At 63.4% G+C, this 18,302-nt stretch carries 14 protein-coding genes, 1 tRNA gene and 1 pseudogene; 5 read left to right on the top strand and 11 right to left on the bottom strand.

Going from position 1 to position 18,302, the window contains the following annotated elements; genetic code table 11:
• A partial coding sequence (locus tag AC2FM3_RS15700) for a tetratricopeptide repeat protein (protein WP_496683588.1) occupies positions 1–280 on the top strand: 280 nt, incomplete at its 5' end.
• 57 nt (positions 281–337) lie between these two features.
• On the opposite strand, the gene AC2FM3_RS15695 is transcribed toward AC2FM3_RS15700, so the two are convergent.
• On the bottom strand, positions 338–2,227 hold the full coding sequence (locus tag AC2FM3_RS15695) for a PhoX family protein (RefSeq protein ID WP_496683585.1): 1,890 nt from the start codon (positions 2,225–2,227) through the stop codon (positions 338–340).
• Positions 2,228–2,453: 226 nt separating this feature from the next.
• Between AC2FM3_RS15695 and AC2FM3_RS15690 the strand changes: the two genes are divergently transcribed.
• The 4 genes from AC2FM3_RS15690 (at position 2,454) to AC2FM3_RS15675 (ending at position 7,458) form a co-directional block, all read left to right on the top strand.
• A tRNA-Gly gene (locus tag AC2FM3_RS15690) sits at positions 2,454–2,527 on the top strand.
• Positions 2,528–2,654: 127 nt separating this feature from the next.
• Positions 2,655–4,475, top strand: a complete 1,821-nt coding sequence (locus tag AC2FM3_RS15685) for an ABC transporter transmembrane domain-containing protein (RefSeq protein WP_496683582.1) — start codon at positions 2,655–2,657, stop codon at positions 4,473–4,475.
• Between the two features lie 157 nt (positions 4,476–4,632).
• On the top strand, positions 4,633–6,522 hold the full coding sequence (locus AC2FM3_RS15680; protein ID WP_496683579.1) for an acyl-CoA synthetase: 1,890 nt from the start codon (positions 4,633–4,635) through the stop codon (positions 6,520–6,522).
• Between the two features lie 12 nt (positions 6,523–6,534).
• Positions 6,535–7,458: an alpha/beta hydrolase gene (locus AC2FM3_RS15675; RefSeq protein ID WP_496683577.1), complete on the top strand. Its 924-nt coding sequence runs from the start codon at positions 6,535–6,537 to the stop codon at positions 7,456–7,458.
• A 6-nt stretch (positions 7,459–7,464) separates the two neighbouring features.
• Here the strand turns inward: AC2FM3_RS15675 and AC2FM3_RS15670 are convergent, their stop codons facing one another.
• The 10 genes and pseudogenes from AC2FM3_RS15670 to AC2FM3_RS15625 all read right to left on the bottom strand — a co-directional run.
• Positions 7,465–8,301, bottom strand: coding sequence for an alkaline phosphatase family protein (locus AC2FM3_RS15670; RefSeq protein WP_496683574.1), 837 nt, complete (start codon positions 8,299–8,301; stop codon positions 7,465–7,467).
• A 142-nt stretch (positions 8,302–8,443) separates the two neighbouring features.
• Positions 8,444–10,081, bottom strand: a complete 1,638-nt coding sequence (locus tag AC2FM3_RS15665; protein WP_496683571.1) for an ABC transporter ATP-binding protein — start codon at positions 10,079–10,081, stop codon at positions 8,444–8,446.
• The gene (locus AC2FM3_RS15660; RefSeq protein WP_170340710.1) at positions 10,078–10,893 is read right to left on the bottom strand and encodes an ABC transporter permease; all 816 of its coding nucleotides are present in this window, start codon (positions 10,891–10,893) and stop codon (positions 10,078–10,080) included. Before AC2FM3_RS15660 ends, AC2FM3_RS15665 begins: the two co-directional genes overlap by 4 nt.
• Positions 10,890–11,846: an ABC transporter permease gene (locus AC2FM3_RS15655; protein ID WP_496683567.1), complete on the bottom strand. Its 957-nt coding sequence runs from the start codon at positions 11,844–11,846 to the stop codon at positions 10,890–10,892. Before AC2FM3_RS15655 ends, AC2FM3_RS15660 begins: the two co-directional genes overlap by 4 nt.
• Before the next feature lie 15 nt (positions 11,847–11,861).
• Positions 11,862–13,448: an ABC transporter substrate-binding protein gene (locus AC2FM3_RS15650; RefSeq protein WP_496683564.1), complete on the bottom strand. Its 1,587-nt coding sequence runs from the start codon at positions 13,446–13,448 to the stop codon at positions 11,862–11,864.
• 126 nt (positions 13,449–13,574) lie between these two features.
• Positions 13,575–15,569 (bottom strand): CocE/NonD family hydrolase, encoded by a 1,995-nt coding sequence (locus AC2FM3_RS15645; protein ID WP_496683561.1) that lies wholly within the window; start codon positions 15,567–15,569, stop codon positions 13,575–13,577.
• A 51-nt stretch (positions 15,570–15,620) separates the two neighbouring features.
• Positions 15,621–16,724 (bottom strand): glycerate kinase type-2 family protein, encoded by a 1,104-nt coding sequence (locus AC2FM3_RS15640; protein WP_496683558.1) that lies wholly within the window; start codon positions 16,722–16,724, stop codon positions 15,621–15,623.
• Positions 16,724–17,161 (bottom strand): D-aminoacyl-tRNA deacylase, encoded by a 438-nt coding sequence (gene dtd, locus AC2FM3_RS15635; protein ID WP_496683556.1) that lies wholly within the window; start codon positions 17,159–17,161, stop codon positions 16,724–16,726. The genes AC2FM3_RS15640 and dtd overlap by 1 nt, the downstream gene beginning before the upstream one ends.
• Before the next feature lie 24 nt (positions 17,162–17,185).
• Positions 17,186–17,866, bottom strand: a complete 681-nt coding sequence (locus AC2FM3_RS15630; RefSeq protein ID WP_496683554.1) for a nitroreductase — start codon at positions 17,864–17,866, stop codon at positions 17,186–17,188.
• A 99-nt stretch (positions 17,867–17,965) separates the two neighbouring features.
• A pseudogene (locus AC2FM3_RS15625) lies at positions 17,966–18,302 on the bottom strand (primosomal protein N' (replication factor Y) - superfamily II helicase); the annotation flags it as partial.

Here is an 18,302-nt window from a genome sequence, read left to right as displayed (position 1 = left end):
CTATTGTCCAAACTATGCCGAAGGGTACAACCAGCGCGCCTTCGTCAATTTTCTGCGTCAGGATTTCGAGGCGGCCTTGACCGATCTGGACCGCGCACTGGCGTTGTCGCCCAACCACATCGCGGCGATCAGCGGGCGCGCGCTGACCTTGATGGGCCTGCACCGAATCGACGAAGCGCGCGAGGAACTGGCTCGGGCGCTGGCCCTGAACCCGTGGTTGCCCGAACGTCACCTGGCCGCCAAGGGCGGGCCGCTGGCCCCTCTGGGGCAGGATCTTTGAACCCAATGATGGCCACCTCCGGCACAGGCCGGAGGTGGCGTTGAACCTGAGGCCGGATCAGCCCAGAACCTCGTTGTCAGTGCGCTTGATCGCGATGATCGCAGAACGCGGCGTGCCTCCGTCGGGCCAGTTCTTGCCGGGATGCTGGATGCCCACAAACATCGTGCGCCGATCCGCCGACCAGGTCAGGCCGGTGACCTCGCAGCCGTTCGGGCCGGTCATGAACCGCGCGATCTCGCCGGTGACCGGATCGCCGACCAGCATCTGGTTGTTGCCGTGCCCGGCAAAGTCGCCTTCGTTGTCGTCATTGCCGTCGGTCTGGATCCAGACCATCCCGGTGCTGTCGATCATCATGCCATCGGGCGAGTTGAACAGGTTGCCCTCGTTGATGTTTTCGGACCCGGCATAGGCATCGGAATGCACCGTCGGGTTGCCCGCCATGACGTACAGATCCCAGTCAAAGCCATCGGCGGCGTGGTCGTCATCCGCGGGGCGCCAGCGGACGATCTGGCCGTATTTGTTGGCTTCGCGCGGATTGGGACCGTTGACCGAGGTGTCGTCGCCACCCGCATTCGGCTTGACGCCGCGGTTCTTGTTGTTGGTCAGGCAGCAATAGGCCTCGGACGCGACCGGGCTGGTGGCCACCCATTCGGGCCGATCCATGGTGGTGCCGCCCGCCTTCGAGGCCGCCATGCGGCTGAAGATCAGGATCTCGGCCTGCTCCATTCCGGTGGTCTCGGGCGTCAGCGGAACCCATTGCCCGGTACTGTCGTCATTGAATCTGGCCACATAGAGCGTCCCGTCATCCAGCAGCCCTTCGGTTTCGCCGCCGGGTGTGTATATGCCGTTCGAGACATAGCGGTACAGGTATTCGCCGCGTTCGTCATCGCCCATATAGACCACCACGCGGCCATCCCGGGCCAACTCGACAGCGGCGTTTTCGTGCTTGAAACGCCCCAGACCGGTGCGCTTGACCGGCGTGCTTTCGGGGTCGGTCGGGTCGATCTCGACCACCCAACCGGCGCGGTGCGGCTCGTTGGGGTTCTTCGAGGTGTCAAAGCGCGGATCGAACAACTCGTAGCCGTTCCAGCTCTGGGCCTTGATGCCATAGCGTTGGTAGCCGTCGGCGACTTTGGGGTCGTAGCTGGCAGTCTCGTCGCTCGAGCCGAAATAGCCGTTGAAGTTTTCCTCGCAGGTCAGATAGGTGCCCCAAGGCGTCTTGCCCGCGCCGCAGTTGTTCAGGGTGCCCAGCGACTGGGTGCCGGTCGGGTCGGCCTCGGTCTTCATCAGGTCGTGCCCGGCGGCGGGGCCTGCGATCTTCATGGGCGTGTTGTGATGGATGCGGCGGTTGAACGGGCTGTCCTTAACGACGGTCCAGCCATCGGCGCCTTCGGCGATCTCCATCACGGTCACGCCTTGGATGTTCTGCAGCTTGCGCACGTCATCGGCGCTGGCGGGTTTGCCGTCCTGAGCGGCGGGCAAGTTGATCTTGCGGTTGGGGTATTCGTGGTTCACCGCGATCAGTTGGCGGCCACGATACGAAAATGCCTCCATCCCGTCGGTATTCTCGCCGAAAATACGATCAGATTTTTCGACCGGGCCGCCATCGGTGACGTCATAGCCGTCGGCGTCCGAGAACAGCGGATCGCCCCAGCGGATCAGAACCTTCCAATCGTAGCCCTCGGGCACATGCACCGTCCCGTCGGTCTGGGCCGGGATTGGTGTGAAGGCAAACCGTGACGCGGCCTGGGCCTGTGCCGAGGTCGACCCCAGCAGGCCGGTGCCCATTGCGGCGGCCCCGGAGCCGAAGGCAAGAACGCCGCTCAGAAACCCCCGGCGCGACAGCGCGCTGTCCACGACACGGTCAAAATCGTTCTCGGCGGGGCGGGGGAAATGCAGCTCGTCCCAATCGTCGGCGGACAGGGTGGTGGGATCAACGTCTTTCATGGGGTAGTTCCTCGCTGTCGGAATGGATTCGTGAAACGGATTTAGGCACTGAGTATGACAAACACTTGAAGGCTGGGCAGGGCGAGCGGACGATACGGCAATCTGACGGCACATTGAGGCCGAGGCTGCGGCACGAACACAGGCAAAACCGCACGGAAAAGCACGCGAACCACCGATTTCGGTGCTTGACGACCGCCCGGGCATGGACTACTCAGCCCAGCACCAAGCGGGTATAGCTTAATGGTAAAGCCCCTGCCTTCCAAGCAGGTTATGTCGGTTCGATTCCGTCTACCCGCTCCAGTCTTCCCGGAGATACTTGCGTCAAATAGCCCTTGCCAAGGGCTGATGTGCCACGGACAGCTTGACCCGACCGGCCTGTGCCGCCAAGAAGCCCCATCAACAGCTGATCGCGAAACAAGGGCCAGGCATGGCAAGACCACAACCCGCCAACCAAGCAACCAAACGGGCACACGGTTCGCATGACGAACGCCCCGGATCGCGGAAACTGGGCGTTCTGGCCTCGCTCTGGCCGTTCATGCGGCCTTATCGGCTGTTGATGATCGGGGCGACGCTGGCGCTGGTTCTGACCGCCAGCATGACGCTGACGCTGCCGTTGGCGGTGCGACGGGTGGTCGACAATTTCCGTATCGAAGATGGCGAGTTGCTGGATTGGTACTTTCTGGCGGCGCTGGGTATTGCCGCGATGCTGGCCGTGGGCACAGGGGTCCGCTATGCGCTGGTTACGCGGCTGGGCGAGCGGGTCGTGGCCGACATCCGCAAGGCCGTGTTCGACCGCGTGATCGGGATGAGCCCGGCCTTCTATGAACGCATCATGACGGGCGAGGTGCTCAGCCGGATCACCACCGACACAACGCTGATCCAGTCAGTTCTGGGCTCGTCGGTCTCGATCGCGCTGCGCAACATGCTGCTGTTCTTCGGCGGTCTGGTTCTGATGCTGCTGACCTCGGCCAAGCTGACCGGGCTGGTGCTGTTGCTGATCCCGGCGGTGGTGGTGCCGATCCTGGTGCTCGGTCGGCGCCTGCGGGCCATCAGCCGCGAAAACCAGGACTGGATCGCGGCCAGTTCCGGTAACGCGGGCGAGGCGCTGGGCGCGGTGCAGACCGTGCAGGCCTTTACCCACGAGGATGCCAGCCGCAAGCAATTCGCCGACCTGACCGAGACCGCCTATCAGGCGTCCCTGCGCCGCATCCAGACGCGCGCGGTTCTTACGGTGATCGTGATCTTCCTTGTGTTCTCTGGGATCGTCGGCGTGTTGTGGATGGGCGCGAACGATGTGCGCAACGGCGTGATGACCGAAGGCGTTCTGATTCAGTTCGTGATCTATTCGATCATCATGGCCGGGTCCGTGGCCGCCCTATCCGAAATCTGGAGCGAGCTGCAACGCGCCGCAGGCGCAACCGAACGGCTGGTTGAGTTGCTGAACGCCGAGGGTACGGTAAACGACCCGGCGCAACCCAAGGCGCTGCCGCAGCCGGTCAAGGGGCAGATCTCTTTCGACAAGGTGAACTTCCGCTATCCGGCCCGTCCCGACGTTCTGGCTCTGGACGACCTGTCGCTGACGGTGAGCCCGGGCGAGACCGTGGCTTTCGTCGGCCCCTCGGGCGCGGGCAAGACGACCGTGATCCAGTTGATCCAGCGATTTTATGACCCCGAGGCCGGTCAGGTCAGCCTGGACGGGATCGACTTGCGCGACATGCGCCGGGCAGATTTCCGGCAGTACATGGCCTTGGTGCCGCAGGACCCAGTGATCTTTGCGGCCTCGGCGCGCGAGAACATCCGCTTTGGACGGCTGGACGCCTCGGATGCCGAGGTCGAGGCCGCCGCCCGTGCCGCCGCTGCGCATGACTTCATCTCGGCCCTGCCCGAAGGCTATGACAGTTTCGTCGGCGAACGCGGCGTGATGCTGTCGGGCGGGCAGAAACAGCGCATCGCCATCGCGCGGGCGATTTTGCGCGACGCTCCGGTTCTGCTGCTGGACGAGGCGACATCGGCGCTGGATGCCGAGAGCGAGCGCGCAGTTCAGGCCGCCGTCGACCAAATGCGCGCCGGGCGCACTACCCTGATCGTGGCGCACCGTCTGGCCACCGTGAAAAAGGCCGATCGCATCGTGGTGATGGAGAACGGCCGGATCGTGGCGCAGGGCACCCATGACGACCTGGTGGCACAAGGTGGGCTCTATGCGCGTCTGGCGCGCCTCCAGTTCACCGATGGCGTGGCCGCCGAGTGAAGTGACGCGCGGGCAATTCCCGAACCGCCGTAGCGTCATTCTACATTTTCCCCTTGCCCGAGGGTAAGCCCTCGCTTGCGCAGGGCACTGTTTGCTTTCATCTTGAAAGCGATGGACAGCCTGCGAAAAACGCAGGGCAGAAATGGGGAGGAACCACATGGCCTTTGTGGGCAAGGAAGACAAAATCAGGATCGAGCAGGAAATGCCGTGGGAGGCCCGCGACGTACCCGTCTCGTTCCATCAGCTGCTCTCGCGGACGGCCGCCAAGTTCCCGGATCGCAACGCGATCAGTTTCCAGATCCTGTCCGGCCCCAAGGACAAGGCCGAAACCCTGACATGGTCGAAACTGCTGGCCAAGACGAACCAGGCAGCCAATCTGTTCCGTTCTTTGGGGGTCAAGGAAAACGACGTGGTGGCCTATGTGCTGCCCAACTGCAACGAGACGTTGATCACTATGATGGGCGGCGCGGTGGCCGGGATCGTGAACCCAATCAACCCGCTGCTCGAGCCCGAGCAGATCGCGTCGATCCTGCGTGAGACCAAGGCCAAGGTCGTGGTCACGCTGAAGCCTTTCCCAAAGACGGATGTGGCGCAGAAGGTCGCCGAGGCCGTGCGCCACGCGCCGGGTGTCAACACCGTGCTGGAGATCGATCTGAACCGGTACCTGACGCCGCCGAAATCGTGGATTGTTCCGTTGGTCCGGCCCAAGATGGAGGACAAAGAGCACCTGGCCCACGCCGATTACCTTGATTTCAACAAGGAACTAGCCAAGCAACCCACCACGCTGACCTTTGAGGACAGTAAAGAGGACCGGGTCGCCTGCTATTTCCACACCGGCGGCACCACGGGAATGCCGAAGGTCGCGCAGCACAAATATTCCGGCATGATCTACAATGGGTGGCTGGGCCACACGCTGCTGTTCTCGGAAGAGGACGTGATCATGTGCCCGCTGCCGATGTTCCACGTCTTTGCCTGCCATGTGATCGTGATGGCGGCGGTGTCGTCGGGCGCCCATGTGGTGTTCCCGACCCCCGCCGGGTATCGCGGCGACGGTGTGTTCGACAACTTCTGGAAATTGATCGAGCGCTGGAAGGTTTCGTTCATCATCACCGTGCCCACGGCGATCTCGGCCAAGATGCAGCGCCCGGTGGATGCAGACATCTCGACCGTCAAGACGGCCTTCTCGGGGTCGGCCCCGCTGCCGGTCGAGCTGTTCCGCCGGTTCGAGAAAGCGACCGGTGTGACCATCGTCGAAGGCTATGGCCTGACCGAGGCCACCTGCCTGGTGTCCTGCAACCCGGTGGATGGCGAGAAGAAGATCGGCTCGATCGGGATTCCGTTCCCGTACACTGACGTCAAGATCCTGCGCGACGGCCCCGATGGACCTAAGGAATGCGCGGTGGACGAAGTGGGCGAGATCTGCGTGTCGAACCCGGGCGTCTATGCCGGGAACACCTATACAGAGGAAGACAAGAACGTCGATTTGTACTACTTCGACAAATACCTGCGCACCGGCGACTTGGGTCGGTTCGATGCGGACGGGTATCTGTGGATCACCGGCCGCGCCAAGGATCTGATCATTCGCGGCGGTCACAACATCGACCCGGCCGAGATTGAAGAGGCCTTGCTGGGCCATGACGCGGTGGCCTTCGCCGGCGCCATCGGCCAGCCCGACGCTCATGCGGGCGAAGTCCCCTGTTCCTTTGTCGAACTGGTCGAAGGCGCCAGCGTGACCGAGGAAGAACTGCTGGAATACTGCAAGATCCACGTGCATGAACGCGCCGCGCATCCCAAGCACATGACCATCCTGCCCGAGCTGCCGAAGACTGCGGTGGGCAAAGTCTTCAAGCCTGAACTGCGCAAACAGGCGATCACGCGGGTCTACAATCAGGCGTTGGAAACCGCCGGCGTTCCGGCGCGGGTCGTGTCGGTCATCGACGACAAAAAGCGGGGCCTTGTCGCGCAGCTTGACGTGAACGGTGCATCCGAGGACGATGTGAACCAGGTGCTGGGCAACTTCACCCGGCCATGGGAGTGGGCCGACTGATCCGGAGGGGCAATGGACTATGAACGTCTGATCGACGAGGAGACCTGGGCGTTCATCCGGCGCACCGCCGAAAGCTATCCCGAAGACGCGGTGGAGCGGTCCATCGAGGACCAGCGCCGCGTCTACGACGACATGTGCCGCGCGTTTCGGCAGCCGCGTCCACCGGGCGTCGAAACACGGGACAGTTCGGCCGATGGGGTTGGGGTGCGCGTCTATTTCTGCGGCGATCCAACCCGAACCGTCGTCTACATGCATGGCGGCGGGTTCGTCGTGGGCGGGCTGGACAGCCACGATGACGTCTGCGCCGAACTGTGCGCCCAAACCGGCTATCGGGTGGTGGCGGTCGACTACCGGCTGTGTCCTGAACATATTCATCCGGCGCAGTTCGAGGATTGCTGGACCGCGGCGAACTGGGTGCAATCCGAATTCGGCGACCCGCTGGTTCTGGCCGGGGACAGCGCGGGCGGAAACCTGGCCGCAGCCGTCGCCCATCATGCGCGCGGGCGGATTGGGAACATCCTGGGGCAGGTTCTGATCTATCCCGGTTTGGGTGGCGACCCGAACCAGGGATCGTATATCGAACACGCCCACGCGCCGATGCTGACGCGCGACGAGGTTCTGTTCTATGAAAAAGTCCGGTGTGGCGGCGCCGTCCCGGAACATGACCCCAAATTCGCCCCACTGCACGATACCGACTTTTCCGGACTGCCGCCGACGGTGGTGGTAACCGCCGACTGTGACCCGCTACGCGATGACGGTGCCGCGTACTGCGCCAAAATCACCGCCGCCGGTGGGCAGGCGCATTGGATCAACGAAGCCGGCCTCGTGCATGGCTACCTGCGCGCCCGCCATTCGGTGACCCGCGCCGCCGACAGCTTCGAACGGATCTCGATCGCGGTCGAGGCGTTGGGGCAGGGGTTGTGGAACTACGACTGACGGCGCTCAGCGCAGGAATGGCTTGGCCTTCATCGTCTCGGCCACCGGAGCGCCCATGCGGGTCAGAACCGTGGGCGCCAACTGCAACTGGTCAATGACCGTTTCCGCATCGGGGCCTTCGGCATCGCCGAAGTAGTACAGCGCCGTTTCCTGCTGTAGGGGGCTGCGCCCGCCGTGGTGGCCGCGCTCGTCCTGACCGTGATCGGCGGTCACGATCACCTCGTATCCCAACTGCCGCCAGCGTGGGATGAATGGGGCCAGCATTTCGTCCATGACAAAGCAGGCGTGATCCATCTCTTCACAGTCGTGGTAGAACCGGTGGCCCATGCTGTCGAGCGTACAGGTATGGAGAATGCCGTAATCCAGCCCGAACCGCAGGCACAGGTTGGTCAGGGTCGCAAACAGGTCGACATCGGACGGCGTCATCTGGTTGGCTTTGCCATAGCCCGTCATCGAGTGGAACCGGCCGTGATTGATGGACGGGCTGTCCGGCTCGTCATATTCGATGTCGCGCACATAGTCGAAGGGGTGGCGGTTGAAGAACTCCGACCAAAAGCTGTGGGTGACGGCCCCGGTCACGCCGCCGGCCTCGCGCACTTGGCTGAAGATGTCCTTGTGGTCCAGCCGGAACACGTTGCCGTTTCCGGTGCAGCCATGCTCCTGCGGTGAAACGCCGGTGTGGATCGAGGCATAGCAGCTGGCCGAGATCGACGGCAGCACAGAGCGGTGTTTCCAAACTCGCGCCTCGCCGCTGTCGACCCAGCCTTCGAGATTGCCGAAAAGCCGGCGGAAATTGCGCCAGGGAACCCCGTCGAGAATGATCAGCAGCAGTTTGCGGTCCATCGCGATCTCCTTGTTCGCGGGGTTTGTTTCCGGTCGAGTCTATCGCCTGAAACGCGCGCGACCTGTCAATTCGCGCTCGGAATGGCAAAAATCCCGACGTCTGTCTTGGGACAAAACGCCGGGATTTCCGGTTTTGGGCGGTTCAGTTGCCGGCGCTCTCCATCTTGCGGTGGGCCACGACCTCTTCCAGCCAGCCCAGATGCATCTCGGGGACCGAGCTGAGCAGCAGATCGGTATAGTCGTCGAATGGCGGGCTCAGCACCTGCGATTTGGGTCCATAGCGCACCACGCGCCCCTGATACATCACGGCAATGCTGTCGCTGATGGCGCGCACCGTCGCCAGGTCATGGGTGATGAACAGATAGGCGACGTCCTCGATCTTCTGCAGGTCCAGCAACAGCTTGAGGATGCCGTCCGCCACCAGTGGATCCAGCGCCGATGTGACCTCGTCACAGATGATCATCTTGGGCTTGGCCGCCAGCGCGCGGGCAATGCACACACGCTGCTTCTGACCTCCTGACAGCTCCGCCGGATAGCGATCGATGAAGCCTTCGCCCAGTTCGATCTCGTCCAACAGTTCGATGATGCGCTTATGCTTCTCGGCGCCGCGCATGTTGAAGTAGAACTCGAGCGGCCGGCCGATAATGGTACCCACCGTCTGGCGCGGGTTCATCGCAACATCGGCCATCTGGTAAATCATCTGCAACTCGCGCAGGTCCTCGCGCGAGCGTCCGGCCAGATCGGGGCTGAGCTTGCGCCCGGCAAAGGTGATCTCGCCGTCGCGCGGGGGCAGCAGGCCGGTGATCACCCGGGCCAGCGTGGATTTCCCAGACCCCGATTCCCCCACGACCGCCAGCGTCTGCCCCGGATGAAGCTCGACATTGACGTTGTGCAGCACGTCGAAGTTCAGCCCCTTGTAGCGGGCCGTAATGCCATCGACCTGCAACACGGGTTCGGGCGTGGGCTGTTTTTCCTCGTGTTCGATCGAACGGACCGAGACCAACGCCTTGGTGTATTCTTCCTGCGGGTTGTTGATGATCTGGTCGGTGGTGCCGTATTCGACCGTGTCGCCCATGCGCAGCACCATGATGTCATCGCTGACCTGCGCCACGACCGCCAGATCGTGGGTGATGTACAGCGCGGCCACGCCGGTGTCGCGGATGGCCTCTTTGATCGCCATCAGGACGTCGATCTGGGTTGTCACGTCAAGCGCGGTCGTGGGTTCGTCGAACACCACCAGATCCGGCTCGGGGCACAACGCCAGCGCCGTCATGCAACGCTGCAACTGCCCGCCCGAGACCTGGTGCGGATAGCGGTTGCCGATATTGTCCGGGTCGGGAAGGCCCAGCTTGGCGAACAGCTCACGCGCGCGGGCTTCGGCCTCTTTGCGGCCGAACTTCTTCTGCTCGACCGCAGCTTCGACCACCTGATCCATGATCTTCTTGGCCGGGTTGAAGGACGCTGCCGCCGATTGCGACACATAGGTCACCTCGCCGCCGCGCAGTTTGCGGATATCCGAGAGCGACGTCTTGAGGATATCGCGCCCGTTCACCCAGACCTCGCCGCCGGTGATCTTCACGCCGCCCCGGCCATAGGCCATCGAGGCCAGCCCGATGGTCGACTTCCCGGCACCGGACTCCCCGATCAGGCCCAGCACCTTGCCGCGCTCGAGGTCAAAGCTGACCCCGTGCACGATCTCGATGTCGCGGGGTTTTTCGCCCGGCGGATAGACGGTCGCGCCGATCTTGAGGTCACGGACCTTGAGAAGGGTATCGCTCATCCCCGGCCTCCTTTCAGCGATGTGGTGCGGTTCAGGATCCAGTCAGCCACCAAATTGACCGAGATGGCCAGCGTGGCGATGGCCACCGCCGGATACAGCGCCGCGCCGATGCCATAGACGATGCCGTCCTTGTTTTCTTTCACGATGCCGCCCCAATCGGCCAGCGGGGGCTGAACGCCCAGGCCCAGGAACGACAGGGTCGAGACGAACAGCACCATGAAGATGAAGCGCAGGCCCAGTTCGGCCACCAGCGGTGACAACGCGTTGGGCAGGATCTCGCGGAAGATGATCCAGCCGCGGCCTTCGCCGCGCAGCTTTGCGGCCTCGACATAGTCCATGACCTCGATGTCAACAGCCACGGCCCGGGCCAGGCGATAGACGCGGGTGGCGTCCAACAGGCCCATGACCACGATCAGAACCGGGATGGTGACCGGCACCATCGCCAGAACCACCAGCGCGGTGATTAGCGACGGGATCGACATGATCAGGTCCACGGTCCGCGACATCACCTGATCAGCCCAGCCCCCCAGTACGGCGGCCAGAAATCCCAGGATCGAACCGGTGACGAAGCTGAGGATGGTGGCGGCGGTAGCGATGAAGATCGTGGTGCGCCCGCCATAGATCATGCGGCTGAGAAGGTCGCGGCCGATATTGTCGGTGCCCAGCCAGAATTCCGAACTCGAGGGTTCCCATACGTCGCCCACAACCTCGGCCATGCCGTAGGGCGCCAGGAAGGGTGCAAAGACGGCGATAATGAAATACAGGGCGGTGAAGGCCAGCCCGATCATTGCAGAGATTGGGATGTTCTTCATTTCGGGTGCCTCAGCCTTGGGTTGGCCAGGATCGCGACGATGTCGGCAACCATGTTTAGCCCGATATAGATTGCGGCAAAGATGACCCCGCAGGCCAGAACCACCGGCACGTCGCGCTTGGTCACATGGTCAACAAGGTACTGCCCCATGCCGGGATAGACGAACACCACCTCGACGACGACCACACCCACGACCAGATAGGCCAGGTTCAGCATCACCACGTTCACGATGGGGGCGATGGCGTTCGGGAAGGCATGGCGCCAGATGACCTTGAAGTTGCTCAGGCCCTTCAGTTCGGCCGTTTCGACATAGGCCGACTGCATCACGTTCAGGATCGCGGCGCGGGTCATGCGCATCATGTGTGCCAGAACCACCATGGTCAGCACGATGACGGGCAGCGCGATCGAGTTCAGTTTCTGCCAAAAGGACATGCTGTCATTGATCATCGCCAGCGGTGAGAACATGCCCAGTTTGACGGCCACGAAATAGACCAAGACATAGCCGATCAGGAACTCGGGGATCGAGATCGTCGTCAGGGTGACGGCCGAGATCAGCTTGTCGGGCCAGCGGTTGCGATAGCGGACCGCGACGAGGCCAAGGAAAATTGCAAGGGGCACCGAGACAATGGCCGCCCAGAAGGCAAGAAACAACGTATTGCCCAATCGGTTGCTGACCGACTCGGCGATGTCCAGCTTGTTGGTCAGGGACGTGCCCATGTCACCTTGGACAATTCCGCCAAGCCATTCGAAATACCGGGTCAAGGCGGGACGGTTCAGCCCCATCTCCTCACGCAGGTTGGCAAGGGATTCAGGGGTCGCGGACTGCCCCAGGACGGCTTGCGCGGCGTCTCCGGGTAGGGCCTCGGTCAACCCGAAAATCAGGGCCGAAGCGCCAAACAGCAAGAGGAATCCCAGCGCCAGGCGCTGGGAAACCAGTTTGATGATAGGATGCATACCTGTCGATCCGAGTTAGACGAACCACATCTTGCGGGACATGTTGCCGTTCATCATCTCTTGGGTCGGATCAGTTTCCCAGCCATCCAGCTGGTTGCTGATGCCTTCGACAAAGTCGTTGAACATCGGGCAGATCAGGCCGCCCTGGTCACGGACCATCATACCCATCTGGCTGTAGATTGCCTTGCGCTTTGCCGGGTCCAGCTCGGCACGCGCGGCAAACAGCAGGTCGTCGAACTCTTTGACCTTGAACCGGGTGTCGTTCCAGTCGGCGGTGGACAGATAGGCAGTTGCGTACATCTGGTCCTGCACTGGACGGCCGCCCCAGTAGGACGCGCAGAAAGGCTGAACGTTCCAAACTTCGGACCAGTAGCCATCATTCGGCTCGCGCTTGATCTCAAGCGGGATCCCGGCCTGCTGGGCGGTCTGCTGGAACAGGGCTGCGGCATCCACGGCGCCAGGGAAGGCTCCGTCGGCCACACGCAAAATGATGGGCGACCCGTCATGGCCGGACTTCTTGTAGTGTTCGGCTGCTTTTTCGACGCTGAACTCACGCTGCGGGATCGTCTCATCGAACAGTGGGTATGCTGCGTTGATCGGCATGTCGTTCCCGACCGAGCCATAGCCGCGCAGTACCTTCTCGACCAGCTCTTCGCGGTTGATCGCGTATTTCAGAGCAGTCCGCAGTTCGTTGCTGTCGAACGGCGCCGTGTCACAATGCATGATGAACACGTAGTGGCCGCGACCTGCCGTGGAATGCACGGTCAGGTTGGGTGCACGACCCAGCAGGTCTGCAACCTTGGGCTCAACCCGGTTGATCGCGTGGACCTGACCTGACTGCAGCGCAGCCGTCCGGGCCGTGGCATCGTTGATGACCACCACTTCGACGCTGTCAAAGTTGCCGAAATCCGGGTTCCAATGGTTCTCGAATTTGGAGAAAAGGTGGCGCACACCGGGTTCGTCCGCTTCCAGCTTGTACGGACCGGTGCCGATACCGGCGCCCGGGTTGTCCATTCCGCCGTCCGGTTGGATGATCAGGTGGTAGTCGGCCATCAGGTAGGGAAGATCGGCGTTCGGCTCGTTCAGGGTGACCTGAAAATACTCGCCATCGGCCTTCATCGACTCGATGCCTTTCATGATGCCCAATGCGCCCGACTTCGAATCTTCGTTCGAGTGGCGCTGCATCGTTTTCAGCACGTCTTCGCTGGTCATGGTCTTGCCGTTGTGGAACTCGACCCCCTGACGCAGTTTGAACGTCCAAACCTTTGCATCGGCGCTGCCTTCAACGCTTTCGGCAAGGCGCGGCTCGATCGTGCCGTCAGGGGCGACTTCGACCAGTTGGTCACCGAACTGCTTGCCGTTCTGGAACGGAACCGAACTGGCATAGGTGGCCGGATCCAGTGAGTTTGTGGATTCACCGCCCTGCAGGCCCAGCTTGAGGTCGCCGCCCTTCTTGGGGCCGGCGGCGCGGGCGGCATCCGCAAAGATGGTGCTGGCCATGGCCGCCGACACGCCCAGTGCGGCTGCCTTGCCGATGAATTCGCGGCGGGTCAGTTTCCCGGCGGTCACCTGGCTGGCCATGTGAGTGAGTTGTTCGTTCATTCAAGTTACTCCCAGTTGCTTGAGTTTTTCGCCCGTTGGGGGCTTTTTATTGACGCATGAGTCAACGTTCGCGCATTTCACGCCACCGGGCAAGGTCAAATCTCGGGTGCCGCGGGGGCCGGTCCATCACATCTGATAGCGCGGGATGCTGTCCTCCAGTGATTTTGAAAAGATGGGCGTATCATTCTCGAACGCGTCGAGCGTCGCCCGCAGGTGAAAATGGGTCAGGTCCGCCCACATCTCGGAGCGCGCCTCGGTGCGTAGGCGCAGCGCGTCGCGTTCCAGCTCCTGCACCCAGGCGCAATCGCCGCGCGCGGAGAGGGGATCGTCGGGGTGGATGGTCCATTTCTCGTGCGCGGTGCCGCCGCTGATCAGACCGTGGTCGGCATCCTGGACCAGTCCGAAATCGTCCTCGATGACCAGGTGGATCAGGCCGGTGGTCATGTCCGTTTCGACGCGGCGGGCGTGGTTGGAAGGACGCAGGTGGCGGACCTGCCATGCGGTCTCAGCGTCGGGCGGCGGAAAGACGCATTCATCGCCATTGGCCCGGGGGCGAAGGGGCAAGGTCAGGTTACCGCCGCTCAGGTGCAGTTCGGCGGTTTCGGGCGTGGGCCAGATCAACGGCCAGTACGCGCTCGAGATCGCGATGCGCAAGCGGTGCCCCTTGGGCACACGATAGGCGATGTGGTCGAGATCCAGCGCGATGTCGCAAGGCTCTCCGGGTTTCAGCGGGCGCGGGTCGGCATGGCTGTCCCGGTGGGCCAGGTTCAGCACGCCATAGGTGATCCGGGTCGAGGCGCCATCCGGGTGCACATGGTTCAGGCGCACGGCGATCTGTGCCTGGGGCCGGTCGGCGGCAAGTGTCAACCGGATGCGCGGCGCGCCGACCAGATTCAAGTCTTCGGCCAGTGGCGCGGTGTCGAAACAGGCGGACAGTGCGTCATCGGCCCGCTGGTCGCCGGGCATGTCGGGACCCAGCCAGATGGCGCAATACTCGCCGCCATCCATCCCGCAGTGATGGGGCGAGCGGACGCGGGCATTCAGCGGTCCGTCCACACCCAGCCCTGAATCGGAAAGGGGCAGGGTGACAGTCGGCAGGTGGGACGTAGCGCCGTCATCCTCGGTGATCCAATGGCCCGGGCGCTCGGCATACCAGCGCGCCGGGCGCACGCCATCCATCAGATAGGCGCGATAGGCCGGGTCCTGTTCGACGCCGGTCTCTTCGCCCTTCAACCAGCGGTCCCACCAGCGCAGCGCCTCTTGCAGGAAGCCGATGCGTGGTTCGGGCACGGCAAAATGCGGATACTTATGCACCCAGGGGCCGACGATGCCTTTGACGGGCGCGGTCAGGTTCTCGACCAGCCAGGGCACCGTGTTCTTGTAGGCATCGCCCCAGCCGCCCACCGCCAGAGTCGCGGCCCGGATCGCGCCGGGGTCTTCGCAGACAGACCCATGCCGCCAATAGGCATCACGGGTCTGGTGCCGCAGCCAGACCGCGGGCAGGAACGGTTCGGCCTTCAACCGCTGCAGCCACATCTCGCGCCAGTCGTTACGCAGCGCCGGGTCGGGCGGGCGGGACGAATACGACCACATGGTGGCCCCCCAGCCCAGATTCTCGTTCAGCAGGCAGCCGCCCTTGTAGTGGATGTCATCGGCATAGCGGTCGGCGGTCGAACACAGGGTGATGATGGCCTTCAACGGTGCGGGCTGCAGCGCCGCCACCTGCAGCGCGTTGAAGCCGCCCCAGCTGATCCCCATCATCCCGATCGCGCCGCTACACCAGGGCTGTTGGGCCAGCCACTCGATCACTTCGACGGCGTCATCCAGTTCCTGCTGGGTGTATTCATCCTCCATCAGTCCCTGGCTGTCACCATTGCCGCGCATGTCGACGCGGATGCAGGCGTAACCCCGTTTGGCAAACCAAGGATGGGTCAGGGCATCGCGCGCCGTCGTGCCGTCGCGCTTGCGATAAGGCAGGTATTCCAGGATGGCGGGCACCGGGTGCTGCACCACATCGACAGGGCGCCAGATCCGCGCCGACAGGCGGCAGCCATCCGACAGAATGATGCCTTGGTCCGGAACCTCTTCGATCTCGGCTAGTGAGTTTTTCGCCTGTGTCATGCGTCCAGTCTCGGGCGCATCGGCGGATGGTGTGAGAGGAAAAGCGTCAATTCATTCCTTTGTTGCGACAACCAGATCCATGACATTGGTTCCCGTGGGGCCGGTCACCAGCAGAGCGCCGACCCGGTCAAGGAACGAGCCCGCATCGGCATCGCGCAAGGCCTTGTCCGCCCCATTGGCCCATGTCGCGCCGGTCACGACACCGCCGGCCGCATCGGTCGGCCCGTCGGTTCCGTCGGTTCCACCGACCACGACACACAGCCCCTCGCATCCCTGAATCTCGCGCGCCAGCGCCAGGGCCAGCGCCTGGTTCCGTCCGCCTCGTCCCGGGTTTTCGGGCAGGACAACCGTCGGCTCTCCGCCAAAGATCATCGCGCCCGGCAGCATCTGGCGAAGCCGCGCGCCGATATCAGCGGCGACGGACAGATAGTCGTCGTGCAGGGCCTCTTCCTCGGCCAGAACGTCTAGACCGGCGGCACGTGCCGCGTAGGCTGCGGCGCGGCGTGCATGTGCGTTCGAGGCAATGATCTCGACTCTGGCTTCGAATTGAGGGGCTTCGGGTGCGGCGCCGATGCCCGATCCGATGACGCCGATGTCGTCCCCCGGTACGTCCGAAATGGCCAGGACCGTCGCGCGCGCTCCGCCGAAACCGGCCAGCAGGCCCCCGCCCTTGATCCGCGACATCTCGCGCCGGCGGGCGTTCATGGCGGTGATGTCCAGGCCCTCGGACAGCAGCTGCGCGTTCAGCCGCGCCAGATCTTCGAGGGTGGCCTCCGGCACCAGATCCTCGGCCAGCGAGGACGCACCGCCCGAGACCAGCAGCAACAGATGCGTGCCGGGACCCATGGCCTGAACCGCCGCGCGCAGAGCCTGGCCGCCCTTCAGGCTGCGGGCATCGGGCACGGGGTGAGAGGCTTCGATGATCTGCAGATGTGACGGCAGCCCTTCGGCATGGCCGTCTTTCGTGACCACAAGGCCCGGTGTCTTGCCGAAATGATCCTGCGCTGCATTCATCATCGCCGCCGCGGCCTTGCCTACCGCCAGAATCTGATCGGGGCGCGGAACATCGGGCAGCGCCGCCTTGACCGCGCCGTAGCCGTCAACGGCGGCAACGCCAGCCTTCCAGATTGCGATCGCCTGATCCTGCATCGTCATCACATGTCCATCCAGATCGTAACCGGGCCGTCATTGATCAGGGACACCGCCATATCCGCTCCGAAAGACCCGGTTTCGGTCGGAACGCCAAGCGCGGCCAGCGCGTGGGCAAAGTGTTCGTACAGGCGTTCGCCGGTTGCGGGATCGGCGGCCGCCGCAAATCCGGGGCGGTTCCCGCGCGAGGTGTCGGCAGCCAACGTGAACTGGCTTACCACAAGGACCGAGCCGCCGATGTCCAGCACGGACCGGTTCATCTTGCCCGCGTCATCCTTGAAGATCCGCAGCTTGGCAATCTTTGCCGCCAGTTGCTCGGCGCGGAAGTCGTCGTCACCCTGCATGGCGCAGACCAGCACCAGCAGCCCCGGCCCGCACTGGCCGATGAGTTGCCCCTCGACCGAGACCGATGCCTCGGACACCCTTTGTATCAATGCGCGCATATCGGTGTCTTTCTCAAACTCCGCTCACTCGGCCGAAGCCCCACGCCAGGTGACGAACTCGTCCAGCGTGGCGCGCTCGGTCCGAAATTGGTTGGCCGGATGGTCGGTATCCGGATAGCCGAAGGAAATCGCGCACAGGATGAGCCGGTTATCGGGGATGTTGAAATAGCGGTGCAAGAACGGCCCATAGGCGGCCACCGCCGCCTGCGGGATCGTGGCGATGCCCAAGGCCTGTGCCGCCAGTGTGAAAGCCGTGACAAACCCGCCGCAATCCATCGCGCCATAGGGGCCGAGTTCCGCCGGGCTGGACAGGATGGCGCAATGCGGGGCGCCGAACAGGTTGAAGTTTTCCATCATCTGCCGGGCCGATCCGGCGCGGTCGCCCTTCTCTACGCCTACTGCCTGGTACAGGGCCCATCCGCAGGCGCGGCGCCGGTCCTGATAAACGCCGGAATAGCCGGTCGGAAAGGGCAGGTCGGGCTCCGCCTGGCCTGTCTCGGCCTCGGCCCGCAAAGCGCTGCGGAACGCATCCGTTTCCGCGCCGCTGGTCACGACCACCTGCCAGGGCTGCGCGTTGCACCAACTGGGCACCCGGGCCGCGCTGGTCAGGATCCGTTCGATGTCACCCCGCGGCACCGGATCGGGCCGGAAGGCGCGGCAGGAATGGCGCGCGGTCAGAAGCGTGTTCAGATCGGCCAGGGTCACGTCGTCCTCTCCTCCGGGGCAGCCGGCGGCAGGATGGGTGAGAAGCCGGGGATGTTCAAGGGGTTCCGCGGCAGAGTTTTCGGTGGCGGAACCCAGCGGTCATTGCTGTCCGGTCGCCACCAGATACCCGATGCCGGCTGCCGCCAGCAGGCCCAGGACGACCGCAATCGTGATCTTGATCGCCGACCAGGGCCGTTCACCCTGCACCTGACCGGTGCGACCGTTGACGACAAAGCGATAGGTCTGGCCGCGATACTTGTAGGCGGCCATCCAGACGGGCAGCAGGATGTGCTTGAAGGTCACGTTGCGGATGTCGGTTTCGATCGCGTGGATGCGCTGCCGGTCGCCGCCGATGTCGAAACGGACGTCGCGCTCGATCACGCGGGCCATGTGGCCACGGGCCTCCTGATAGCCTTGCTGCAAATCGACCGTATAG

This window comes from Ruegeria sp. BHSB172, from assembly GCF_059613165.1.
This window is presented reverse-complemented; position numbering and strand designations above follow the sequence as displayed.